Genomic DNA, 26,039 nt, shown 5'->3' with positions numbered 1-26,039 from the left:
AATGGTGGAGGCTGAGGGGCTCGAACCCCCGACCCTCTGCTTGTAAGGCAGATGCTCTCCCAGCTGAGCTAAGCCTCCGAATTACTATGACCCGTAGGGGATTCGAACCCCTGTTACCTCCGTGAAAGGGAGGTGTCTTAACCCCTTGACCAACGGGCCATGCAATAAAATAATTCTGGCGGAGAGAGAGGGATTCGAACCCTCGAGACGCTTTTGGCGCCTACACGATTTCCAATCGTGCTCCTTCGGCCAACTCGGACACCTCTCCACATGGCTCCCCGAACAGGACTCGAACCTGTGACAACTCGATTAACAGTCGAGTGCTCTACCAACTGAGCTATCAGGGAATATTGGTGGAGCCAAGGGGGATCGAACCCCTGAGCTCCTGCGTGCAAGGCAGGCGCTCTCCCAGCTGAGCTATAGCCCCATCTAAAAAATCAATTTTGTATGTATAATCAATAGCCTGATAGGCGAAAAAAATCCCCATTGTGGGGTTGCTTGGCGACGTCCTACTCTCCCAGGACCCTGCGGTCCAAGTACCATCGGCGCTGGAGGGCTTAACGGTCGTGTTCGGGATGGGTACGTGTGGAACCCCTCCGCTATCGCCACCAAACATGAATTTGCTACGCAAATTCTTCCGTAAGGTTATTCGGTTCATCACTTATTGTGTGAATGAATAGCCATGCGCTTGTCGTATGTCACTTGTACATACCTTCAAGGTTACACCCTGAAAACTGGATCCGAAACTCATTGCGCTTTATCTTTAGGATAAGCCCTCGACCGATTAGTATTGGTCAGCTCCATGCATTACTGCACTTCCACCCCCAACCTATCTACCTCGTCGTCTTCAAGGGGTCTTACATACTGGGAAATCTCATCTTGAGGGGGGCTTCACGCTTAGATGCTTTCAGCGCTTATCCCTTCCGTACATAGCTACCCAGCGGTGCTCCTGGCGGAACAACTGGTACACCAGCGGTACGTCCATCCCGGTCCTCTCGTACTAAGGACAGCTCCTCTCAAATTTCCTACGCCCACGACAGATAGGGACCGAACTGTCTCACGACGTTCTGAACCCAGCTCGCGTACCGCTTTAATGGGCGAACAGCCCAACCCTTGGGACCTACTTCAGCCCCAGGATGCGATGAGCCGACATCGAGGTGCCAAACCTCCCCGTCGATGTGGACTCTTGGGGGAGATAAGCCTGTTATCCCCAGGGTAGCTTTTATCCGTTGAGCGATGGCCCTTCCATGCGGTACCACCGGATCACTAAGCCCGACTTTCGTCCCTGCTCGACTTGTAGGTCTCGCAGTCAAGCTCCCTTCTGCCTTTGCACTCTTCGAATGATTTCCAACCATTCTGAGGGAACCTTGGGGCGCCTCCGTTACTCTTTAGGAGGCGACCGCCCCAGTCAAACTGCCCACCTGACACTGTCCTCGCACCGGTTTACGGTACCAAGTTAGAACCTAGATACGATCAGGGTGGTATCCCAAGGATGCCTCCCTTCAAGCTGGCGCTCAAAGTTCGACGGCTCCCACCTATCCTGTACAGATCGTACCCAAATTCAATATCAAGCTGCAGTAAAGCTCCATGGGGTCTTTCCGTCTTGTCGCGGGTAACCTGCATCTTCACAGGTATTAAAATTTCACCGGATCTCTCGTTGAGACAGCGCCCAAGTCGTTACGCCATTCGTGCGGGTCAGAATTTACCTGACAAGGAATTTCGCTACCTTAGGACCGTTATAGTTACGGCCGCCGTTTACTGGGGCTTCGGTTCATAGCTTCGCTCTTGCGAGCTTACCACTCCCCTTAACCTTCCAGCACCGGGCAGGCGTCAGCCCGTATACTTCGCCTTGCGGCTTCGCACAGACCTGTGTTTTTGCTAAACAGTCGCTTGGGCCTTTTCACTGCGGCCCCCTCGGGCTATTCACCCTACCGAGGCACCCCTTCTCCCGAAGTTACGGGGTCATTTTGCCGAGTTCCTTAACGAGAGTTCTTCCGCGCGCCTTAGAATTCTCTTCTCGCCTACCTGTGTCGGTTTGCGGTACGGGCACCTTCTCCTGGCTAGAGGCTTTTCTTGGCAGTCTGAGATCATGACCTTCGCTACTACAATTTTCGCTCCCCATCACAGCCCAGCCTTAACGATGTGCGGATTTGCCTACACACCAGCCTCACTGCTTAGACGGACATCCATCAGTCCGCGTCACTACCCTACTGCGTCACCCCATCGCTCATAACGGATTACGGTGGTACAGGAATTTCGACCTGTTGTCCTTCGACTACGCCTATCGGCCTCGCCTTAGGTCCCGACTTACCCTGAGCGGACGAACCTTCCTCAGGAACCCTTAGGCTTTCGGCGGATCTGATTCTCACAGATCTTTTCGTTACTCATACCGGCATTCTCACTTGAATGCAGTCCAGCGCTCCTTACGGTACACCTTCAACCCGCATTCAACGCTCCCCTACCCCTGATGCAAGCATCAAGCCATAGCTTCGGTGGTGTGTTTAGCCCCGTTACATTTTCGGCGCAGAGTCACTCGACCAGTGAGCTATTACGCACTCTTTCAATGGTGGCTGCTTCTAAGCCAACATCCTGGTTGTCTGTGCAACTCCACATCCTTTCCCACTTAACACACACTTGGGGACCTTAGCTGATGGTCTGGGCTGTTTCCCTTTCGACAATGGATCTTAGCACTCACTGTCTGACTCCCGGAACTAAATCTATGGCATTCGGAGTTTGACTGAGCTTGGTAACCCTTGCGGGCCCCGCACCCAATCAGTGCTCTACCTCCACGATTCTTCTTTCCGAGGCTAGCCCTAAAGCTATTTCGGGGAGAACCAGCTATCTCCGGGTTCGATTGGAATTTCTCCGCTACCCCCACCTCATCCCCGCATTTTTCAACATGCGTGGGTTCGGGCCTCCAGTGCGTGTTACCGCACCTTCACCCTGGACAGGGGTAGATCACCCGGTTTCGGGTCTACGTCCACGTACTCATTCGCCCTATTCAGACTCGCTTTCGCTGCGGCTTCAGCTCTTCACCTTAACCTTGCACGGGAACGTAACTCGCCGGTTCATTCTACAAAAGGCACGCCATCACCCATAAATAGGGCTCTGACTTCTTGTAAGCACACGGTTTCAGGATCTATTTCACTCCCCTTCCGGGGTGCTTTTCACCTTTCCCTCACGGTACTGCTTCACTATCGGTCGCCAGGGAGTATTTAGCCTTGGCAGATGGTCCTGCCGGATTCATACGGGGTTTCACGTGCCCCGCACTACTCGGGATCCGTCTCGGAGAGAACAAGTTTTGAACTACAGGGCTTTTACCTTCTCTGGCGGGCCTTTCCAGACCTCTTCATCTAACCGGTTCCTTTGTAACTCCATGTGAGACGTCCCACAACCCCAAGGAGCAAGCTCCTTGGTTTGGGCTAATCCGCGTTCGCTCGCCGCTACTGACGGAATCACTATTGTTTTCTCTTCCTCAGGGTACTTAGATGTTTCAGTTCCCCTGGTCTGCCTCTATTCTGCCTATGTATTCAGCAGAAAGTGACTGTCGATGAAGACAGCCGGGTTTCCCCATTCGGACATCCCCGGATCAAAGCTTGCTTACAGCTCCCCGAGGCTTTATCGTTGTTCGCCACGTCCTTCGTCGGCTCCTGGCGCCTAGGCATCCTCCGTGTGCTCTTTGTAGCTTAACCTAGTATTTACATCGTAAATACGATTTGCTTTGAATTTCGGTTCAACACTTACGTGTGAATGAAATTCAAGGCAGCTACCTTTATTTCACTTGTTTACACAAGATCAGCTTAAAGGAATATTCTAAAACGCAATTTCGTTTCGGTATCCAGTTTTCAAGGTGCAATACAGTTTCGATGAAACTGTAGCCTGTGTGAATATCGGTCTAACTCAACCGAGTAGATGATATTCATGCAGTATGTTGAGAGTTTGAGCTCTCAAAACTGAGCAACGAGTGAGTAACAGGCCTAAACCTGAGTTTTGAAGCTAATGCTTCATATTTGAATGTTTCCGTTGCAGGAAACGATTCTCCATAGAAAGGAGGTGATCCAGCCGCACCTTCCGATACGGCTACCTTGTTACGACTTCACCCCAATCATCTACCCCACCTTCGGCGGCTGGCTCCCTTGCGGGTTACCCCACCGACTTCGGGTGTTGTAAACTCTCGTGGTGTGACGGGCGGTGTGTACAAGACCCGGGAACGTATTCACCGCGGCATGCTGATCCGCGATTACTAGCAATTCCGACTTCATGTAGGCGAGTTGCAGCCTACAATCCGAACTGAGACCGGCTTTTCTAGGATTGGCTCCACCTCGCGATTTCGCTTCCCGTTGTACCGGCCATTGTAGTACGTGTGTAGCCCAGGTCATAAGGGGCATGATGATTTGACGTCATCCCCACCTTCCTCCGGTTTGTCACCGGCAGTCTGCTTAGAGTGCCCAGCTTGACCTGCTGGCAACTAAGCATAAGGGTTGCGCTCGTTGCGGGACTTAACCCAACATCTCACGACACGAGCTGACGACAACCATGCACCACCTGTCTCCTCTGTCCCGAAGGAAAGCCATATCTCTACAGCGGTCAGAGGGATGTCAAGACCTGGTAAGGTTCTTCGCGTTGCTTCGAATTAAACCACATACTCCACTGCTTGTGCGGGTCCCCGTCAATTCCTTTGAGTTTCAGTCTTGCGACCGTACTCCCCAGGCGGAATGCTTAATGTGTTAACTTCGGCACCAAGGGTATCGAAACCCCTAACACCTAGCATTCATCGTTTACGGCGTGGACTACCAGGGTATCTAATCCTGTTTGCTCCCCACGCTTTCGCGCCTCAGCGTCAGTTACAGCCCAGAGAGTCGCCTTCGCCACTGGTGTTCCTCCACATCTCTACGCATTTCACCGCTACACGTGGAATTCCACTCTCCTCTTCTGCACTCAAGCTCCCCAGTTTCCAGTGCGACCCGAAGTTGAGCCTCGGGATTAAACACCAGACTTAAAGAGCCGCCTGCGCGCGCTTTACGCCCAATAATTCCGGACAACGCTTGCCCCCTACGTATTACCGCGGCTGCTGGCACGTAGTTAGCCGGGGCTTTCTTCTCAGGTACCGTCACTCTTGTAGCAGTTACTCTACAAGACGTTCTTCCCTGGCAACAGAGCTTTACGATCCGAAAACCTTCATCACTCACGCGGCGTTGCTCCGTCAGGCTTTCGCCCATTGCGGAAGATTCCCTACTGCTGCCTCCCGTAGGAGTCTGGGCCGTGTCTCAGTCCCAGTGTGGCCGATCACCCTCTCAGGTCGGCTACGCATCGTCGCCTTGGTAGGCCTTTACCCCACCAACTAGCTAATGCGCCGCAGGCCCATCCACAAGTGACAGATTGCTCCGTCTTTCCTCCTTCGCCCATGCAGGAAAAGGATGTATCGGGTATTAGCTACCGTTTCCGGTAGTTATCCCTGTCTTGTGGGCAGGTTGCCTACGTGTTACTCACCCGTCCGCCGCTAGGTTATTTAGAAGCAAGCTTCTAAATAACCCCGCTCGACTTGCATGTATTAGGCACGCCGCCAGCGTTCGTCCTGAGCCAGGATCAAACTCTCCATTAAAGACCAACCGAAGCTGGTTTATAGAAAGAGCGATAAGCTCATTTTGAAACTGACGAGATAAAATATCTCTTGTTTTGATTTTGCGAACAAAATCGTTTTACTCACTCGTTGTTCAGTTTTCAAAGATCAAACATTTCTCTTTCGCTGCGTTTTTCAGCAGCTATAAGATCATATCATGTTCGTTTCAAAAATGCAAGGGTTATTTTTTTCTTTTTTTTAAAAAATCATTTCACCCAAGCTTTTCGCTTTTGAAACTGCTGTTTTGTTGTCAGCTCAAATAATATATCATAAACCCCAGCAACTTAGCAAGCACTTTTTTTGTTTTTTTTATTTTAGAATAAATCCACTCATCTTTCAGCTCATTTAAAATCAGTCGAGGGGCTAGTTGCCCCTTCATTAGCTGATGACTTCCTCTGGCTCAAATACCTCTGCAGGCCAGTGCAGTTCCACACCTTGGCGAAGAAGAACATTTTGAAAACATCCAAGATGCTCTGCTGATCGGCTCACTTCAATGGGATATACTTCGTTGGAGACACAGTAAGCCGCTAGACTTCCTGATGATTCTCCTATATTCCATTCTGTAGGATGCAATCGATAGCAGCCATTGGCTATTTGGGTCATCCCTATATTTTTGCAGGCAGGAAGTAAATTGCGCACCCTCACCGGAATAAGTGAGCCCAATGGAATTTCATAAGGATAGTTAGGGATGTAGAATGTTCGCTGAGATACCGTAGTTGGATGAAGATCCAAATGATAGCTACCTACACCTACACTATCTATATATCGCTTGGGTCCCTCTTCTCCCCGAAGCTCACGACTTACATCAAACTCAGATATCATATACTTGGCCTGAATTCGGCGTGACTCGCGAATATAAGCCGTTTTAGCCAGACCGTCAGATGTGCCGAGAACATCACCCCGTAGTCGAATTCCCGGATAGCCGAACCCTCCATCTAACCGGGGCGCTTCGGTTTGAAGCCAATATATTAATGAACGAGTCAACTCACGCGCTCCTTCTCGATGTTTTGCCTGCTCCTGAGCAGTGACACCGATCAATGGCCCAAGGTAATAATCATTTTGCGCCCAGTTTAAAAGAGTTACCTCACCATCATTTAGCGGTTTGCTCCATATCGAGGGATCTACAATACGACGATAATCCCATAAGGATACAATGCCCTGATCGTTAGGAAACAATGTGAACTGTTTTAGTTTACTGGTATCATCCGCGTCAGTAGCAAACCAGCTCAAAATCGGAAAACGGGAAAAGGAAGGAATATAATTTCTCCAGAAATCATATTGTTGCGGCCGCTCTATAATGAAGCTTTCCTGGGGAATATAGTCTACGGCAGCCACATGTGTGATAGATTGCATATCAAAAGGGTTAGCACACTCCAGTGCATGAGGCTCACCCGTAGCAGCCCGCGACTCCGCTCCACTCGTATGCTCCACTCCTGCCATTGGAAGGAGATCACCACACTCTGTTGCATCCAGATAAAACGCTCCGTGCAGCACTCTAAATCCACACTTATGATCAGCGCTATTCGAGGTACGGACAGTTACAGAAGTAATACAGTCCCCATCCGTCTGAACGGCAATAGGCACGGTGTGATAGTATACATGAACGCGCCCCGTATTCAAATAGGGAGCGAGCATATCTTCAAGCACCCGCAGAGCTACCCGTGGTTCATGGGCCAGACGGCTTACCCAACCGTTCCCAGGGTTGAGAATGGGATTATTTCGAGCTTCTTCGGTTAACGGATAGTTCTGACGGTAATAGTCACGTACACGATTACGGAACTCACGGTATGTTGCTGTGCAACCAAATTGTTCGATCCATCGATGCTCATCTGGGGGAACCGCCTGTGAAGTTAACTGCCCCCCTAACCAGTCCGTCTCCTCTGTCACGATGACTCTCATGCCAGCCTTCGCCGCCGCGAGAGCTGCCGATGTCCCCCCCAGGCCTCCGCCAATCACAACAATGTCGGTATCAAGCCGTTTTTGCGTCATGGTTCGTTCCCCTTTCATTCTTGTACTAGGACTCGGTCATTTCGAAGGCAAGCCGTGCAGCACCGATAATTCCAGCGCGATTGCCCAACAATGCCCGACTTACTTCCGTTTGAACTCCAAATTGGTGCAGATGCTTTTCCAGCATGGGCCACCAGACCTCTCCCGTGTCCGATACTCCTCCGCCTACAATGATCCTCTCAGGATCAAGAGTCACTGAGATGTTAGCTAGAAGTACAGCTAAATCTGCGGTGTAATCATCCAGCACCTGAATTGCCTCCTGGTTACCGTGAATGGCCTCTTTCACAATCTCGTTTCCCGAGCGGTACAATTTACCGACGTGTTCCCTACCTCGACGTAAGAGGGCGCTCCCCGATACATATTGCTCGGCGCACCCTTTTCTTCCGCAATTACAGGGGTGTCCTTCGGGGAATAGAATACTGTGCCCCCAATCACCGCCGCTCCAATGAGCCCCTCTGCACAAGAGGCCATTTTCCATATATGCACCTCCGACACCTGTTCCCAACGTGAGCATCACCAAGCGTCGCTTGCCCTTCCCCGCTCCCTGCCACGCTTCTCCAAGTAAAGCGGCGTTCGCATCATTATCAGCAACCGCTCGTAAAGCCAGTTTTTCCCTAGCCCATGTTACTAAGGATGTACCTTGCCAGCCAGGTAGGTTATCTGTGGCATACACAACTTCGCCGCTCTCCACATTTACTCTGCCAGCAGTAGCAATGCCAAGAGCGCCTACATCTATATGGGCACCGAGGCTGGTATCTCCAAAAGAACGCAACAGTCCGAGCACAGATTCTGACACCTGCGACAATACCCATTCACGTCCCCGGGAAGCGTCCGTATCCAGCCGGATTTCATCAAGCACCGATCCGTCCCGTGCCACTATGGCGGCCTTCACCGATGTGCCCCCAATGTCGATTCCAATGACTCTGTTCACAGCAGCTGCCACCACACCAACCTCCTTGTTACCCTACATAAAAGCTTACTAGCTCTTTGTACAAACCTTCTATTAATAGCAATACATGAAATAGCCATTCATAAGCACCACAAACACAAGTCATTGAACCTGTCGAAACGCACAGTTTTCAATTCACAACTGAAAAATCTCAATAGCTTCGTTCAATAACGGCCCTCGCTGTTTTTTCCTTCATCTGTTTGGTGTGACTCGTGTGCTTGCGAGCAAGCCCTTCGCAGATGAGGTCAATCACGAATAGTTGTGAGATTTTAGCACCGATTGAACCACCTTCTATCGGCGCTTCTTTGCCCGCTGTTAGCAACACGATATCTGCAATGGAGGTAATGGGTGATTTCGCATAATTTGTAATTGCGATAACAGTTGCACCGTTTTGCTTGGCTTTATACAGCATATCGTTCGTATCCAGCGTACTTCCTGATACACTAATGCCGATAGCCACATCACCCGGGTTCATGGACACCGCCATCATCGACTGAATATGTCCGTCTGCCACAGCCTCGGCGCGACGCCCGATGCGTAAGAAACGGTTTTTAGCATCCTGCGCGGAAATCCCCGAAGCACCTACGCCGAAAAATTGAACATAGCCCGCTTGATCGAGACACGCAATCGCACGACCAAGCTCTGAATGGTCCAGCAGCCCCATACTGGAGTGCAAAATATCGAGCATGTTGTGATACACCGTACGCGTAATATCTTGTTCGTCATCTGGGTCGATGTTCTCCTCGCCCATATCAGTTTTACGATAAGTCTGGTTTTGTGCTAGGGACAGTCGGAAATCCTGATAACCTTTGAAACCAATCTTCCGACAAAAGCGCATGACGGTCGTTTCGCCTGTACCTGCAAAATCCGCCAGCTCCGTCACAGAGAAATATATGATGTCTGCGGGATGCTCCAGTACGCACAAGGCAACTTTCTGCTCCGATTTCGTTAATGAAGGATAATACGTTTTAATTCGGTCGTTCATCTCCATAGATGCATTTCACTGCCTTCCTTGCGGCATCGGCAAACCGCTGCGTAATCAATTGGGGTCTGGTAATCGCCGAGCCTACAACCACTGCATGTGCTCCCATTCGGAATGCTTCCTCAACCTGCGCTGGATCATAGATTTTGCCCTCTGCAATTAAAGGAACGGGAACCAGTTCCGACGCTCTCCGAACCAGCTCCAGATCAGGACCCTCAATCTGAGCAGAGTACGGCGTATACCCGGATAACGTGGTGGATACGCAGTCTGCGCCAAGGGAGGCCGCATGAAGTGCCTCCTCCAGTGTCGATATATCTGCCATGGAAGTGACTCCCTGCTCATGGGCATAATCTATGAGCCTCTTCAGCTTGCATCCCGCTGGGCGCGGTCGTAATGTGGCATCCAGCGCAATGATATCCGCGCCTGCCTCCACCAGTTCCTCCATTTCACGAAGGGTAGGCGTAATGTAAATATCAGAATCATCATAATCCCGCTTAACCAAGCCAATCACTGGTAGAGAAATTGCCTGTTTAATCGCACGTACATCCGATGCGCCATTGGCGCGTATCGCCACAGCTCCACCCTGCTGTGCGGCAAGCGCCATTTTGACCATAGAATCTGCTCCATGTAACGGTTCGCCTGGTAGCGCCTGACAGGACACGATCAGTCCGTGCTGAACTTTGGATAATACACCTTCCATTCCCATAGGAATCACCCTCTCTTCTCAGCATGATGCCGTACGGTTAATGCGACTTCAAAGGTGCGGTTCCACGGCATGTAGCAATCTATAATTTCCACGCGGCCTTCCGGCCCGTTCACATATTCATTGAGCGCCTGCTCCAGCCGTCCGCGAATAACCGCAGCTACCGAGCCTCTCGGTCCATCGAGCATAAACTTGGTAAAACCCATCTGCTCCACAATTCCGTTATTCATAGCCGTACGTACCACAGCGCAATAACAGGCATCCTCGGCGTAGCGCAGCGACAGAAAATCCAAATGTTCCTCCGTAGAGCCATAGTGGGTATACAGCATGGACTGGGCAATGACGGTGCCCAGCGTGTTAGAACTGGTATTCCAGCCTGCATAACCCGCCAGCTTAAAAAGCAGTCCTTTTTGCTTCAATAGTCTAAGTAGCTTGAGATCTGCGCCGTTGGCGTAGCCCACATCAGCAACTGCAACATTTTGACCTGCATATTGCAGCATATAAGAACCGTACTCAACCAGCTCTACTACATTCCGATGCACATCATATCCGGTCATTGCACGCTGCTGGGATGAAGCCTCTGCCATCGTGTCACCAGGTGTGTTAGCCAACAAAATCAAATCAGCCTCCGTTGCTGAGGAAGCGATCAGCCCACCTGCCGCCATAATCTGATATTTTAAGGTTTCGTAAAAATAGCGATCTTCAAAAAGCGGTACTACGAATGCCCCCTGCAAAGCAGACAATCGGGGATACACCAGTGGGACTACATTATTCATCTTGTTAACCCAACGAGCCAGCAACGTACAACCCACTTCATCTGCCCCCGGGTACATGTATACATTCAAATCCAGCCCAAGCTCAGAAATACGACTTCTTAGCCGCTGCTGATCCTTGGCGGTATAGCCGTAGGGAGCCGAATCATCCTGTGGGATGATCATAAAATCAATGATACCTTCTGCTACGAGATCCAGCGCAACTTCATTGGCCTCCAAATTCACATGGCGACGCCCTAGGTAATCATCCAATATTTCCCTTGGCAGACGCTCGTTGATATCAGCTAATTCGAGTAACTCTTCTGCGGTAGCAATCCCCAGCTCCTGACGATGCTCAATGAAGCCCTTTCTGAATATCTCACGACCCCAATCGGCATAGTAATCCGGTTCTTCATCAGCCAAAGAATATTGCGGACAGCGCATAATCAGTTGAAATGCATACAGGGTCAGTTGCGGATATAGCTGTTTTAGCCTGCGAAGCCGATTCACTCTATCTTTGACCTGCTCGCTCGACATACTGTGTAGTCGAGAAGGTACGATTCCTCCGTACAGCAACGTATCCATCGCAACAATGGCTCCATCAGCCGCCGCTGCGCGTTCTTCGAGCCATGCCCATAGTCTGGTCGTATCGCCAGGGGTTTTCTTTTGTCCCATCCATTCTAATGGGGGCCGCTCCATCTCAAAGTCTGTGCCCTGTGCCAGTAAATAAGGAAATTGATAATTACAGGGCCGCTCATCCAGCGGTATAAAAAGTAATCGGGTTTTGGGCTTCACCATACGTTCCACCTCTCCTGAAAATTACCGTTATCCTAACGGCAAATGATTATTTTCAGGGCAGCTATGCTGCCTTGGTTGCTTAATCCAGCGCAAATACTCACAAAATCAGCCGATATTTTCCTTGTTCGTCCTGATCGACATAACCCCACTGCGCAGCAGCACGGATCGCCGGATTGCTACCCAGCCGAGCCTCCGCTTCTAAGCAAGCAGTGATACCGCTTCGCAGTTCTCCTACGATTTCGTCTGTCAGAGGTGACGGCTCTTGCTCGTCAACAGCTTCCCTCGGCGTGCCGCTCTCCCCCGACTGTGCATCGTCCTGTCGCTCGCTGCTGAGTGCAGCTTGACGCAGCACCTGCCACAGGCTCGCATCCAGCTCGGCACGTTCCAGCCACGGTGCGGCCTGGGACACGAATCCTGCTGCTGGATCACCGGCAGGCACGCTCCGTAGGACGCTCACGGCCTGAAGCAGCCGCTCAAAGTACATATCCAGCGCAGGGATATCGCGCATTTGCAAAGCAAGGTCCACGTCCTCATACGCGTTGCCGCCTAGTCGGCTGTTCCTGTTTTGACGACAAAAAAACATCAATTCATCCGCACGCTCTCCCACTAACTCCTGCGCAGCCCATTCCCAAGATCGCTCAGGCATATACCGTTCACTGTTCCACATATAGTGGGACATCGTAATGAGCGTCACTTTGGAGCATTCCCACTGATTCATCGGGTTGGCCACCATACCGGTATGTCCACAGTCTGGTAGCCCGGAATATCGTCCGCGCAGCGGATCAAGGAATAACCGATCATGGTCACAATCATTCACCGGGATGTTATCCCACAGCCACAGCTCATGCCCGAAGAATGCATGATTATCAGCGGCGTGCTCGCGACTAATCTGTGGAGCAAAAACAAAGTACCCGGTCCAGAACACCTTAATCTCCGGATGCAGCCGCTCACGGAAATCCTTTTTGTATTCGGTATCCCAATATGACCAATATTCCGAAGGACAGACCGTCAGCGTAAATTCAGGCAGTCGTTCAGCTAGCCATGCATGCACCTTGTTCGTCAAAAAGACATGAGCGTGACCCGAGCGGCCCAGCAAATGTCGATTTCCCCCTTTGAGTACGTAGTCAATGTCATCCATTAACACAGAAAAATGACGTACGCCAATCGCAATCACGGCCGCCAGCTTTTCAGTCAATTTAAGGAAGTCTTCATCACTGCCAAAGCTCAGGTCGTTCCCTGGGCTGATACAATAATGGAAATCAACCTCATGCCGTTCGCAGGCTTCCTTTAATTCGCAAATCTGGGCAAACGTATCCTCAGGGTACGGCTCTCTCCATAGCTCACGATGATATGGATCATCCTTGGGGGCATACATGAATGTGTTCATCCGATGCGTAGCCATAAACCGAACGGCATCCAGCCGATCCGCGAAACTCCACGGTTTCCCGTAAAAGCCCTCAATAATTCCTCTGACCGGGAAGGAAGGCTCATCCCGAATAGACATCACCGGCAAAGTACATCGCTCCTGTTCCACTTGAAGCAGGAGATGCAGGGCATCCATACCGTATTTGAGCCCTCTTTTATTGGAAGCATGAATTTCAATCCGCCCGTCCTTCTGAATGTCCAACCGATATCCGTCTGCAGCAAGCATTCCGTCATATTCGAGCACCAACTGCACGCTTCCCCGTGTTTCAGTCGGTACACCCGGCCCTGGAGGCACAATAAGCTTGATCGGTCCCTCAGGGTCCAGCACACCTTCATACTCCTGATTCATTGCAAAGCGAGAGGACAGTTCACAGATCAGTCGCGGTTCGGAGATAACCAGCCTTTCCCCGCTGTCATACACATCACGAAAATAATATTGAATCTCCTGCGGTGCTAGCCCTACACTCGAATAAGGCCCCGTTCCTTCGGACAGTTCCATCGCAATCGTCTCCTTCCATTCACAGGCTCTTCGTAGCCGTGACTACTGGCTATCCTTTTACCGCTCCCGCCAAACCTTCCATATAGTAGCGCTGTGTAAACAGGAACAATATAATGATCGGCAGTACCGAAATCATTGTGCCGGCAGCAATCCAGCCGAAGTTATAGGCAAATTGACCGTTGAGATACGTGAGCGCAGCTGCTAGCGGATATAGCTCCGTATCGTTCAAAATAACGATAGGCCACAGAAAGCTGTTCCAGAACGACATCGCCTCCAACAGAGAAATTACAGCAAGCGCTGGCTTGACCAGCGGAAGCACCAGCTGCCACCAAATTCGAAACTCCGAAGCGCCGTCCATTTTACCGGAATCACGTACATCGGTGGGAATATGAATAAACGTCTGTCGCATCAGAAAAATGTTGAACACGGAGACTGCCCCAGGCAACACTACACCCAAATATGTATTGCCCAGATGAAGCCCTTGAATGGTCAGATAATGCACAATAAATGCGGTGTAGGAAGGAATAATCATCGTGGCAATCAGCAGCGTAAACACCAGATTTTTACCCTTAAAACGAAACACAGCCAAGGGATATCCTGTCAGACTGGCGAGTACCACATTGAGCACAACGCCCAACACCGTAATGATGACCGTATTCAGCATATATTTCGGGAAATTCATGAACTGCCACACCTGAACATAGTTGTCGAAATTAATAAAGGTCGGAAAAATAGCGGGCGGCGTCGAAAAAATGTTACGGCCTGGCATGAGGGATACGCTGAGCAGCCAGAGGAACGGTCCCATTAAAAAGAGGGCGAGTAGCACTAGAAGCACGTAGATGACCATCATTCTGAGCATTCGAGCAAGACTGCGCATGATGCGGCTGCTTTCCTTTTTAGGAAGAGATGAGCGTAGCATTTTGTCATCCTTTAGATTCATCAATAGGGATTGACACCGCCTTTCCTATTGAATCGGAATACGATAATACTAAGTACGGCAATCATTGCACCGACAATTAAACCAAGCGCGGAGGCATACCCAAAATTGAATTGCTCCATGCCCTTTTGGAAGATATACAAGCTGGATGTCAGCGTGGCCGTTCCTGGTCCACCCTTGGTTAGTACATATACTTCATCGAATACGCGAATAGCTGACATGAGCGATATGAGGGTACAGAATAGAACATAAGGTCTCAGTAGTGGAAGAGTAATATGAACAATCAGACGCCATCGGCTTGCACCGTCGACTCTAGCGGCTTCGTACAGATCTTGAGGAATGTTTTGTAATCCAGCCAGATAGAGCATCATATAATACCCGAGTCCCTTCCACATTGTGATGAACATCAGTACATACAAGGCCAAGTTGCTGTCCGATAACCAGTGTATGTCTTTGCTAATCAGGCCGATCTGTATGAGCAAGTAGTTCACTACGCTGTTATTGCCCAACAGCCAGCTCCAAATTAAGGCTACCGCTACCATTGAAGTCACAACAGGGATGTAGTAGGTCGTGCGGAATATTTTGATTCCCGGGATACGGCTATTCACAAGCACAGCCATCAGGATGGAGAAAATTTGGAGAAAGGGGACAATGAGCACGTACAACAATGAGTTCCAAATCGAAATAAGAAAGTTACGGTCCTTAAACGCCGCTTCAAAATTATCCAAACCGACAAAATGGGTATCTGATATGACAGAGTAGTCTGTCAATGCCAGCGGAATGCTGTAAATAATAGGCCAAAATACAAAGACGGCAAGCAATAACAGTCCCGGCGTCATAAAAGCCCAGGCCGTAAAAGACTCCGACCTCAACCATTTGATCATGCTGCATCACCACCTGATTTCGATAAATGAACAGGGGAGTATTCACTCCCCCCTGTCAAACCTATTGCTTTAAAATATCGTTTACTTCCTGCTCCAGAGCAGTTAGCGTCTCCTTCGTATCTCTTCCGTTCAATAAAATATTTTGCAAGGCTCGCGCGATGGCACTATTCACATCTTTGGCATTGGGCACACCAACCATATAATCTGTCGCCTTATCCAAACTTTGCGCGGATACTACCTTGGCTTGTGCTTCTAATGATTTGTCAGACTGAGTAAAATATGGATCCTTAATGGAGTCTTTCGTGGAAGGTAGTGTATTCGCCGCTTTAGAAAAAGCAGTTTGACTCTCTGCGTTTGTCAAGAAAACAGCAAATTTCACTGCTTCGTCCACATGTACAGACTTAGCAGGTACGACCAAGTCCATAGAGTTGGAGAGCCGCACATCGGCTTTGCCAGTTGGGACAGGGACAGCAATTGTGTTCTTATAAACGTCTGGCGCTGCCGTTTTGATAAAATTGATGAACGTGGGGCCTGCCAGCTCGAAAGCAACCTGCTCGCCGGCATAATATTTCACTTGTTGTGAGAAGTCAGCGTCTTCCTTGAGTACAACGCCATCTTCCATCTGTTTTTTTAGATTATCAATCATGGTGACTGCTTCTGGTGTATTGAACGCCGCCGCTGTCTTTTCTTTATTTAGAATAGGAATGCCGTCCACAGCGAAAAGCTTGGATACAAGCTGCTGAGCATAGCCTGCCTTGCCAATTTTTCTATTGATCTGACGGCCCCATTCAGACAATTCCTCCCGGGTTTTGGGCGGATGAGCAGGGTCCAATCCGGCGGCTTTGACCAGCTTTGTATTCATGTAAAGCACTTCTGTACCGGTATACCAGGGTAGCGCATAAGCTTTACCGTTAATGACTGTGGAATTATAAATACCCTCGAAATAAGCAGCCTTTTCCTCGGGCGACAAATGCTCGTTCATATCAACAACCGCACCCTTGGAGCCCATTTGGCTAGCAAATTCTGTATTGAGATTAACTACATCCGGACTGCTGTTGCTAGCGATACTTGTCAACAGCTTGTTGGTTACTGCGTCATAAGGGTAATCCTTCCAGTCAATTTTGACATTGGGGTTCTTCTGCTCATAATCGGCAATCACCCGATTGAAATACGGGGTAAATGTAGGTTGTAGTGCAATGGTCCAAAATTGCAGTGTTACTTTCCCTCCGTCAACCTTTTCCGACTTTGATCCTCCACCACCGCAGCTGCTCAGCAGTACAACCAGCGCCAGCATAGATACAAGCAACCGTAACCTGCCTTTCGCTTTCTTTGTCACATGGTGACCCCCTTGTTCTTAGTTGATTAAGGCAAATTATAGCAGAAATACCGTTATAGAAGGAACGTTTTTTTAATAAAATAAATTTAGAAGGAATAATTTTTCTTTTATTGGATACAAAAAAGACGCCTCTTCAGCAGAGACGCCATTTCCCTAAATCAACCCATCAAAGGGTTCACATCTATTAATAGTATGGGGCCATGAAAACGTACACCAATACCCCGGTCAAACTCACATATAGCCAAATTGGCATCGTCCAGCGCGCAATCTTACGATGTTTTGCTACCTGCATCGTCCATCCCCATACAACCGTGAACAGTGCCAGCGGTACAATAATCGCAGCCAGTATGCTATGCGAAATCAACAATGTAAAGTAAATCGGACGAAGGATACCCACACCGCCATATTTTGCAGTTTCCGGCGAAATGTAGTGAAAGGTCAGGTAGGAAAATAAAAATAAAACGGTACTGGCAAAGGCCAGCAGAATAAAGGTTTTATGCACCTTGATGTTCTTCTTGAAAATAGCAACCAATGCAGCCACCAGGAAAATAAACGTGAAGCTGTTAAAAATCGCATTCAACCTTGGGAAAATAGTGAGATCAAAACTGACACTCCCCTGGTATCCGATCGGCGAAAAGAATAGCAGCAAAATAATCACGTTGGCTATAATGGAAACGGTGATAATCAAGGTTGTAAAATTACGATTGCTCGTTGGAACGTACTGCTTGTCCTCACTCGCTTTATTCATCATGAGCGTCTCCTTCGTTTAAATTCAGGTTTTCATTATTTTTGCGGTCATAACCATAATATATTATATAGAACTCATAGTTAGCCTGTGAAGTGACAACAGTATGAACAATTTCACAGCCATCCGGCAAGAAATGTGCTTCAACATTTGAGGATAGCCCTTTGTTTCCCTATATCAACGGTAGAATGCATTCTTTTTAAAAGCTTTATGCACACAAAAAAACACCGGAAGAGTCTGATTACCCGCTCCGGTGTTGTGTCGGTTATGCAGTTAAGCAGCCTTGATGATCCATATTCATTGCTGCCACACGTCACTGTATTCTTTATGGCGCTTGAACAGAGCAAGTGCGTACGAGCAAGCAGGGATAACCTTTTTATGCTGATTTCTTGCCATCTCAACCACTCTGTCGATGAGCTCCTTGCCAATTTTTTGACCCCGTAACTGCTCGGATACAAATGTATGGTCAATGACCAATGAGTGGTCATCTACGGATTTATAACCTACTTCTGCAACTACCTGTCCATCATCCACCATGACTACTGCATGGTCCTCCTCGCGAATTTGTCTCATGAGACCAATCCCCTTTCTGACTGAAGAAAATCCCGTAAAACTCATGCTAACGAATTAATGCAATCACTTCATGCCGACGCTAGATATTCTTATCATTCCCCTATTTAGGGATCAGAGAAACATCACATACGAGGATTTTGCAAAAATCCCATAAGCGACTTCCAATGAACAAGATATAGATCGAAATGGTTTAGTTCGTCTATATCTTGCACTTCGGAGCGACTGGAATCAAATTTTGCAAAATCCTGATACATAAAATAAGATCTATCGTCGACACTATATTTATTCATATAAAGGCAAGGGAGGTGCTGCGTTGCGTACAGAAATAAAACCCGTCATCCCGTTTGAACCGGAACTGAGCGAAAAAGTACCTGTAGATGCAACAGGCCTTTGGCGTTACGAAATAAAATGGGACGGTACGAGAATTTTGACGTATCACAACCAGGGCAGCACACGCCTGTTCAACCGCAAACAGCACGAACGAACGCTTTTATACCCGGAGCTTGCTCTCTTCCCCTCCTACTGCAAGGCTGATTCGGTCATATTGGACGGGGAAATGATCGCACTCGGTGCCGACGGTAAACCATCGTTCCATGAAATTATGCGACGGGATCTGATTCGTCGGACGGATCGAATTCAGTCAGCCTATGAAGCTGTGCCTGCTACTTACATGTTGTTTGATATTATTTATCTGAACGGGGAGTGGGTTCATCTTAAACCGTTACAGGAAAGGCTTGAACTGCTGCATCAGATCATCATACCGAATGAACGGATTCAACTGGCTCCCGCTCATCCTGATGGACAAGCTCTATTTCAGGTTATGTGCAGCCAAGGAATGGAAGGTATTGTGTGTAAAAAGCTGGATAGTCCGTACACATTGGGCGGAAAGGACGGACGATGGCTCAAGGTCAAAAATTATGGCGATATCATTGCCGTTATCGGTGGCTATACCCTGAACGGAGGCATTATCAACGCTGTGTTGCTGGGCCAATATGATAAACAAGGAATGCTGCGCTATATCGGGCATGTGGGTACGGGCAAGCTGACTCGGGAAGATTGGCGTCAGCTTACCGAGCGCCTGCTACCACATACCATATCGGAACGACCCTTTAGCAATAAACCGGATCGGCATCAAGATGCGTTTTGGGTGCAACCCATGTATACCGCCAAGGTTCAATATAGTGAGTGGCGGTGGCAAGAAGGACGTACCCTGCGTCAGCCCTCCATACAAGCCTTTGTGAATCAGGACCTCGATCAGTGTATCGGCCCCTGGATGTGACGTTTTACAGATATATTTTCAAAAAATGCGGAACAAAGTTTGTATAAATCATTGCAACCAGTGGTTAATTAAATTACAGTTAACTAATTAACTACATCGAGGTGGATCGCATGTTCTTTTTTTTGGACTCCGAAATTCGTCAACTGGCCTATAATCTCTTTCCAGGTGGCAATAAACCAATTGGTGTTTTGGTAGATTTATTTTCCATAACTTATGAAATACGTAAAAACATGGAGAAGCGTTCACGTGAATTTGGTCTCTCCTACGGGCAATATATCGCGCTTTGTGTACTTTCAGCACAAAGAGATGAAATGTCTTCTCCTTCTGCTTTGGCTGAAAAGATGGGTGTAAGCCGGGCAGCAATCAGTTCCATGGTTATTTCTCTCGAACAAGAGGGATTCATTAATAAATATGACGATCCCAATGACAAGCGGGGAGTGTTCGTGTCCCTGAACGATAAAGGAAAAAGTAAAATTCAACAGATGGATCCCTTTTTCGTAGGGCTGGCTTCACGTCTGATGTCAGACTTTAGTGAGTCGGAAATCTGTCAGTTCCAAACCTATTTGTCACGCGTACGTTCTGCGTTTGAAGATGTCAAAGGTTCGCGTCTAACCGACTCCAGAGAGAAGAGAGAAAAATGGTGCGAAGACTGAGGCAAAAACTGTTCGTCAAACTTGCCCGCATATCTGCTGGCAGAATGGGTGCTGCGTCCGATTTCAAACCTTCGTATTCTCCCAAAGTACATCGGAAAGAAAGGATCATCCACTCCCTGTATTCTTCATTTTTCATGGTAGCGGTTTCATGATGGGCAGCGCTGAAGTTGAAATTGGCATTTGAGTTCCGCATCGGAACGTCTGGCAGAACTGAAGAAATAAAAATAAGCCTCCTGCTGCCACTGCCATTATGCAGTCGGGTTCAGGAGGCTTATTATTTATCATTACAAACTGTTAAAAGCGTCAGTCAATACAGGTACAATTTGCGATTTGCGCGATACGACGCCTTTCAGAACAGCCTTATTGTCGTCCAACTGAACATTATAGGCTTTTTCGACTGCCTGGGCTTGGCTTCCCAGCGCAATACCAATGGAATCACTGTTCACAATGTCTGTTACGACGAACAAGAACAGATCAAGATTTTTAGCTTCAATGGTTTGGGCCAATGCAGCTTCCAGATCAGCTTGACGGGACAACACATCGTTTACGTCTACTGCGTTCACTTGAGCAATTTCCACTTTGCGACCATTCATCTGAAATTCTTTGGCATCCAGACTTACTAACTGTTCAATGGTATGACCACTCAAGTCAGCTCCCGCTTTAAGCAAGTCAAATCCGTAACGATCTGCATCCACACCAGCAATTTCAGCCAGTTCACGAGCAGCAGCTACGTCTTGATCCGTGCAGGTTGGGGATTTAAACAACAGAGAATCGGAAATAATCGCGGACAACATTAGACCTGCGATATCTTTCGGAATTGCTACACCATTTTCCTTGTAGAGCTTGTTCAAAATGGTGGCTGTGCAACCCACTGGCTCAGCGCGGAAGTATAACGGCTGGCTTGTTTCAAAGTTAGCGATCCGGTGATGGTCGATGACTTCAGTTACACGTACCTTGTCAATATCAGCGGCGCTTTGCTGGCGTTCATTATGATCGACCAGAATGACGTTGTCCGTTTCAGCAGCAACCTGCTCAACCAGACGTGGCGCGCTCACTTTGAAATAATCCAGTGCATACTGCGTTTCCCCGTTCACCTCGCCCAGACGAACCGGCTCTACGTCCGCGCCCAGTTTGGTTTTTAAGTCTGCATAAGCAATAGCTGAGCAAATGGTATCCGTATCCGGATTTTTATGCCCGAAAATCAATGTTTTTGCCAACATAATCGACTCCTTTGCCTTAGGCATTTTACATGATTGTGAAACCTCAACAATTCCAATGCAGATTATATCATTAAATCTCGCATTCTCCCATTCCTCTTCGATTGTTTTCAAAAATAATCTAGTAAATTCATAACATTTCCATGGAATCTACATGTAATGTTAACCTTATTTTTTCTAAAAATATAAAAAACATATAGTAATATATCCCACCAATATGGTAAGATATGCCTCAAAACTGGCAAGTTAGTCACCAGTGGTCAATTCTATTATTTTAGATATTAAGGGAGGCGTGAGAATAACGGCAGTGGCTTCAAATCCTAGTATGTAGAGATATCATATTTTGATTGAAAAGAGGGAAATCTTTGAAAAAGCCGATCATTTTGCAAAAAATACCTGTCGTATCACTCGCTCTTGCCTTGACGGTAAGCTTGTCTCTGCCGTCTGTCAGTTCTGCTGCTAGCGCAGATCTGCAAATCAACTCATTTCTGGAAGCTCAGCAAGCATTGACTATTGAGGCGGCTCCGGCCTTCATTTCGCCAGAGCTCAGCACAGATTCTTCCCGTCAGGTCAGAGTCATCGTACAGCTTGATGGTGAGCCCTTAGCCGTGGACAAATATGCAGCACGTTCAGGCGTCCAAGCTTTTACAGCTCAATCTGAGCAAAAAGCGGAATCCGCGATTGCCACTGAGCAAACTACGTTCGTAGACCAAGCCGCTGAGCATGGTATTTCTCTTCAGGTGAATTACCAGTACAACACGGTGCTTAACGGCTTGGAGGTCACACTGCCAGCCAATAAGATTCCAGAACTGGCTAAACTGCCAGGCGTAAAATCCATTCATGAAAACAAAACGTATTATTCCATCCCCGTACAGGACCCGCCAACACTTACAGCCAGTGAAGCCACTTATGATAACGCACCGCTGGACCAGATTGGTGTTCCTGAAGCCTGGGCCAAAGGATTGAATGGCGCGGGAATCAAGGTCGGGGTTATTGATACCGGTATCGATTATGAGCATCCGGACTTGAAAGAAGCCTACAAAGGCGGATATGACTCTTTTGAACAGGACAACGACCCTTACGAGGAACCGTTCCTCGAAAAGGAGAATGATCCATTCGGCACAGGTTTTAGCGGAACGACACATGGTACTCACGTCTCTGGCACAATTGCTGGTAAAGCCACCAATAAATCCTCGGATATTGTGCAAAAGGGTATTGCCTATAAATCGGACTTATACGTGTATAAAGTGCTTGGACGCAATACCAAGACGGGTCGCTCCTCCGGTTCCTCCGCACAGGTCATTGATGGTATTGAACGTGCTGTCAAAGATGGTATGAACGTCATTAACCTGTCGCTGGGCTCGGATTCTGAAAAGGACCCGAACTCCCCGGATTCCATTGCTATTAATAATGCTGTACTTTCCGGCGTAGTCGCGGTCATAGCGAATGGTAATGCGGCCCAACAAGGACCCTACTTTTATTCCATGGGTTCTCCCGCAACATCCCAGCTGGCGATTTCCGTCGGTGCAGCCACTTCCCCGAGCCATAGCTATTCAAATAAAGCATCCGTCAATCTTGTAACCTATGGTAATGATGAAAAGCCTTTAACAGTTACATCAGATACCTATTACAATTTTAATATGATGGCTTGGCAAACTTTTCATGAGGATTTTTCTTCTATTATGGGGACAGAACCATTGGAATTGGTTTATGCCAATTTGGGATATCCAGATGATTTCACTTCTAAAGATGTAAAAGATAAGGTTGTGATCGTATCGCGTGGCGTCTTGGGCTTCGTAGACAAGATCGCAAACGCACAACAAAATGGTGCAAAGGCTATTATTATTTTTAATGGTCAAGCGAAATCTGGCGACAGCACACGAGCCAATCTGAGTGAAGCTATCCCTGGTTACGATGGTTACATTAATTCGAATCAAGGAGACAATGTAGATTATATCCCTACCTTTGACATGACAGGAAAAGAAGGTAGAGCACTGGCAAGACAAATCATTGAAAGCCAAAACCACAAACAAAAATTCTTTATTGCTTTTGGAGAAGAGTATCATCGTACTGACAATCCTGGTAATACCATGGCCGGATTTAGCTCCCGCGGACCCAATGGCGATGAACTGCTGAGCATCAAGCCGGACGTGAGCGCACCAGGGGTTAGCATCATGTCAACCTACCCTGCCTTCGCCAAGTTCTATCCGGATGCATCCTATGAGCAAGCTTACAAACGCAGCAACGGAACGAGTATGGCATCTCCGCATGTGGCTGGACTTGCCGTGTTGCTGAAGCAGCAACATCCGAACTGGACACCGTTTGATATCCGCGCTGCTCTGGCAAACACTTCGGTTACACTCTTTGATGAGGATAAAATCCAATATGATGTGTATTCCCAAGGTGCAGGCCTTGTAAACATCGCTAATGCGATTCAGACGCCAGCCCTGCTGGAAACCGTCGAAAAGATTACGATTCTCGACAAAAACTTTAATCGGCAGGAGGTTGTGAATTACAATCCTTCCGCCAGCTTCGGGGTGTTACGACCTGGTAGTGATGCGAAGCAGATTCAGCTTCAACTCAAAAACTTGTCGGCTAACACTGTGCAATATGAAGCCAGCACCGTGTTACATGATAATGTAACCTCTGATCCAACTAAGCCGATTGCTACACCTGACGTGAGCAACATTGCCGTTCAGTTGCAAGGTGTTGGCGCGAATGGAGCAATTTCGGCAGAACCGGGTAAATCGCAACCGTTCTTCCTGTCTGTGCAACCAAATTCGGGTGCAGCCACAGGTGTATATGAAGGGGAAATTATTCTGAAAAGCGCCGGACTGCCAACACTACATTTGCCGTTCGTCGTTCATGTGGGCAAAGAAAATCCAACGACAGGCTTTGGCTTACAGGACCTGAGTGTTACCAACCCGATTATTTACCCAAGTCGGACAGGTGCTCAGCGCTCAACAGATTTGGCTTTCCGCCTGACCACAGATAAAACCAACCAGATCGCGCTTTATGTATACGGCGTAGATGATAAATTGATCGGTCTGATTGATGGAATAACGACTTCCAAAGAACAAGGAGCTAACGCTCGCCTCAAACAAGGCGTATATTCCTTTAAGGGTATTGACGGAAGTTACGTGGAATTAGATGACAATGGCAAGCCTGTGCTGGATGCTAATGGTCAACCCGTTATTCAACACTTGAAAGATGGCGTGTACAAGCTGGAAGTCAGTTCTCCTGAACTGAATGAAAAGGGCGAAGTTGAACGCAATACCGATGGCCCTAAACTGTTCACCGCCACTAAAGCTATTCGTGTGGATAATAGCGCCGCATCCAGCGGTAGTGGTGGAGGCGGAGGTGGTGGAGGTGGCGGCAGAAGCAATACTACACCTTCTGCTGCAACGAACACATCCCCCCCTGTTCCTACATCTGCTCCTTCACTTCAAAGCGTAGTGAAGCAAGGACAGGCTGTTAAAACTGTCACTACAGCCGTTGCATTGAACAATAATGTACAGTCGCTGACAGTAACCGATGCAGATTTGCAGGCTGCCGTGACAGCAGCAGGTTCCAGCCCGACAGCTATTGTACTGTCGGCTACTAGCCAAGCAGGCCAAACGACGAAAGCATCGCTCACTTCCACACAACTGGTAACGCTGGGCAAGGCTGCAGCAGGAAGCAGCTTGATTGTAAGCAATACAGGCTCCTCTCTGGCTTTGCCAGTATCCGCTCTGAAAAATGTTCCTGCTGGTGCAGGCATTGAAGTGATCATCAGCAGCCAGGCAGAGGCGAGCGGTACATTTACAGGCAAGTTGAAAGGCTCCAATGTGATCGGCACCCCGGTAGGGTTTGAAGCTAACATTGTCACTGGTGGCAAGAGTCAATCGCTCAAAGTTGCTCCAGGACAGTTTATTAGCAGATCCTTTACCGTACCTGGTCAAATTGATTCTAATACAGCCGGTGTACTCTATACGGCAAACGGAAATGTCTATCCCGTTCCATCCGTCTTCACCAAGCAGGCTGATGGATCTACCGTCGTCAAGGTAAGCCGTCCGGGCTTCTCGACGTATGCAGCGGCGACACGTCCCGTTAGCTTTGAAGATATCTCATCGTCGTATGCCCAATCCGAAATTCAATCGCTGGCAAACAAGTTGCTGATTAACGGCACGACCGACACGACTTTCTCACCGAAGAAAAACGTGACACGTGCAGAATTTGCAGCCCTGGTAACCCGAGCACTCGGCCTGACACCAGGTACTGCTGGACCATTCAGTGATATCCCGGCAGGTAGCTGGTACTCCGGCGATGTGGCAGCCGCTTATGAAGCTGGATTGATTACGGGCCGCAGCAGCGACAAGTTCGATCCGAATGCTAATATCAGTCGTCAAGAAATTGCTGTCGTGCTGGGTAAAGCTGTAGATCTGCTTCAAATCAAAGCAGCAGCCGATGGTCCTGCACGCACACCGTACCATGATGCTTCATCCTTTGCAGGCTACGCCAAGGACAGTATTGAAAAAGTAAGTGCAACAGGCATCATCAACGGGGAAGCGATTAAAGGCTCCTCCTACTTCCAGCCGAATGCACCTACAACCCGTGAGGCATCTGCCAAGGTGCTGCATGTGCTCTTACAAAAAGCTTCGCTGATTAACTAACAATTAAAAAGCCCCCCGAGCCGTGTTA

At 48.5% G+C, this 26,039-nt stretch carries 15 protein-coding genes, 5 tRNA genes and 3 rRNA genes; 3 read left to right on the top strand and 20 right to left on the bottom strand.

Going from position 1 to position 26,039, the window contains the following annotated elements:
* Nucleotides 1-2: 2 nt before the first annotated feature.
* From MHH57_RS01740 to MHH57_RS01650, 19 genes are all read right to left on the bottom strand, one after another.
* Nucleotides 3-78: transfer RNA gene (locus MHH57_RS01740), tRNA-Val, on the bottom strand.
* 9 nt (nt 79-87) lie between these two features.
* Nucleotides 88-159: transfer RNA gene (locus tag MHH57_RS01735), tRNA-Glu, on the bottom strand.
* 17 nt (nt 160-176) lie between these two features.
* A tRNA-Ser gene (locus tag MHH57_RS01730) sits at nt 177-268 on the bottom strand.
* A 3-nt stretch (nt 269-271) separates the two neighbouring features.
* Nucleotides 272-347 (bottom strand) — tRNA-Asn (locus MHH57_RS01725).
* Between the two features lie 4 nt (nt 348-351).
* Nucleotides 352-427, bottom strand: a tRNA-Ala gene (locus MHH57_RS01720).
* Nucleotides 428-496: 69 nt separating this feature from the next.
* Nucleotides 497-613, bottom strand: a 5S ribosomal RNA gene (gene rrf / locus MHH57_RS01715).
* A gap of 151 nt (nt 614-764) precedes the next feature.
* Nucleotides 765-3,692 (bottom strand): 23S ribosomal RNA (locus MHH57_RS01710).
* 354 nt (nt 3,693-4,046) lie between these two features.
* Nucleotides 4,047-5,602, bottom strand: a 16S ribosomal RNA gene (locus tag MHH57_RS01705).
* The 16S, 23S and 5S rRNA genes sit together here with 5 tRNA genes alongside, the layout of an rRNA operon.
* A gap of 396 nt (nt 5,603-5,998) precedes the next feature.
* A complete protein-coding gene (locus tag MHH57_RS01700; RefSeq protein WP_318628207.1) occupies nt 5,999-7,609 on the bottom strand; it encodes an FAD-dependent oxidoreductase in 1,611 nt (536 codons plus the stop codon).
* A gap of 25 nt (nt 7,610-7,634) precedes the next feature.
* A complete protein-coding gene (locus MHH57_RS01695) occupies nt 7,635-8,570 on the bottom strand; it encodes an ROK family protein (protein ID WP_342434755.1) in 936 nt (311 codons plus the stop codon).
* Nucleotides 8,571-8,727: 157 nt separating this feature from the next.
* Nucleotides 8,728-9,567, bottom strand: coding sequence for a MurR/RpiR family transcriptional regulator (locus MHH57_RS01690; protein ID WP_318628205.1), 840 nt, complete (start codon nt 9,565-9,567; stop codon nt 8,728-8,730).
* Complete coding sequence (locus tag MHH57_RS01685) at nt 9,545-10,264, bottom strand: N-acetylmannosamine-6-phosphate 2-epimerase (protein ID WP_029516815.1); 720 nt, start codon at nt 10,262-10,264, stop codon at nt 9,545-9,547. The genes MHH57_RS01690 and MHH57_RS01685 overlap by 23 nt, the downstream gene beginning before the upstream one ends.
* A 5-nt stretch (nt 10,265-10,269) precedes the next feature.
* Nucleotides 10,270-11,811 carry a DUF4127 family protein gene (locus MHH57_RS01680; RefSeq protein WP_342434754.1) on the bottom strand — a complete coding sequence of 514 codons (1,542 nt, stop codon included), beginning with the start codon at nt 11,809-11,811 and terminating at the stop codon, nt 10,270-10,272.
* A gap of 97 nt (nt 11,812-11,908) precedes the next feature.
* Nucleotides 11,909-13,735, bottom strand: a complete 1,827-nt coding sequence (locus MHH57_RS01675) for a beta-N-acetylglucosaminidase domain-containing protein (protein WP_340953880.1) — start codon at nt 13,733-13,735, stop codon at nt 11,909-11,911.
* Between the two features lie 49 nt (nt 13,736-13,784).
* On the bottom strand, nt 13,785-14,675 hold the full coding sequence (locus tag MHH57_RS01670) for a carbohydrate ABC transporter permease (RefSeq protein ID WP_342434753.1): 891 nt from the start codon (nt 14,673-14,675) through the stop codon (nt 13,785-13,787).
* A complete protein-coding gene (locus MHH57_RS01665; protein ID WP_318628202.1) occupies nt 14,675-15,556 on the bottom strand; it encodes a sugar ABC transporter permease in 882 nt (293 codons plus the stop codon). Before MHH57_RS01665 ends, MHH57_RS01670 begins: the two co-directional genes overlap by 1 nt.
* Nucleotides 15,557-15,617: 61 nt before the next feature.
* On the bottom strand, nt 15,618-16,892 hold the full coding sequence (locus MHH57_RS01660) for a sugar ABC transporter substrate-binding protein (protein WP_029516820.1): 1,275 nt from the start codon (nt 16,890-16,892) through the stop codon (nt 15,618-15,620).
* 184 nt (nt 16,893-17,076) lie between these two features.
* Nucleotides 17,077-17,640, bottom strand: coding sequence for a DUF420 domain-containing protein (locus tag MHH57_RS01655; RefSeq protein ID WP_029516821.1), 564 nt, complete (start codon nt 17,638-17,640; stop codon nt 17,077-17,079).
* A 294-nt stretch (nt 17,641-17,934) separates the two neighbouring features.
* Complete coding sequence (locus MHH57_RS01650; protein ID WP_029516822.1) at nt 17,935-18,210, bottom strand: GNAT family N-acetyltransferase; 276 nt, start codon at nt 18,208-18,210, stop codon at nt 17,935-17,937.
* 313 nt (nt 18,211-18,523) lie between these two features.
* On the opposite strand from MHH57_RS01650, the gene MHH57_RS01645 reads away from it, so the two are divergent.
* Together MHH57_RS01645 and MHH57_RS01640 are read left to right on the top strand one after the other, a co-directional pair.
* On the top strand, nt 18,524-19,489 hold the full coding sequence (locus MHH57_RS01645; protein ID WP_029516823.1) for an RNA ligase family protein: 966 nt from the start codon (nt 18,524-18,526) through the stop codon (nt 19,487-19,489).
* 110 nt (nt 19,490-19,599) lie between these two features.
* On the top strand, nt 19,600-20,142 hold the full coding sequence (locus MHH57_RS01640) for a MarR family transcriptional regulator (protein ID WP_029516824.1): 543 nt from the start codon (nt 19,600-19,602) through the stop codon (nt 20,140-20,142).
* Between the two features lie 284 nt (nt 20,143-20,426).
* Here the strand turns inward: MHH57_RS01640 and MHH57_RS01635 are convergent, their stop codons facing one another.
* Complete coding sequence (locus MHH57_RS01635) at nt 20,427-21,362, bottom strand: manganese-dependent inorganic pyrophosphatase (RefSeq protein WP_274386410.1); 936 nt, start codon at nt 21,360-21,362, stop codon at nt 20,427-20,429.
* Between the two features lie 362 nt (nt 21,363-21,724).
* Here MHH57_RS01635 and MHH57_RS01630 point away from each other — a divergent pair, with 362 nt between their 5' ends.
* Complete coding sequence (locus MHH57_RS01630) at nt 21,725-26,011, top strand: S8 family serine peptidase (RefSeq protein WP_342434752.1); 4,287 nt, start codon at nt 21,725-21,727, stop codon at nt 26,009-26,011.
* Nucleotides 26,012-26,039: the final 28 nt, after the last annotated feature.

The organism is Paenibacillus sp. FSL H7-0442, assembly GCF_038593105.1.
GTDB lineage: Bacteria > Bacillota > Bacilli > Paenibacillales > Paenibacillaceae > Paenibacillus > Paenibacillus polymyxa_D.
The sequence above is the reverse complement of the archived record's forward strand: the minus strand, read 5'-3'. Positions and strand labels throughout refer to the sequence as shown.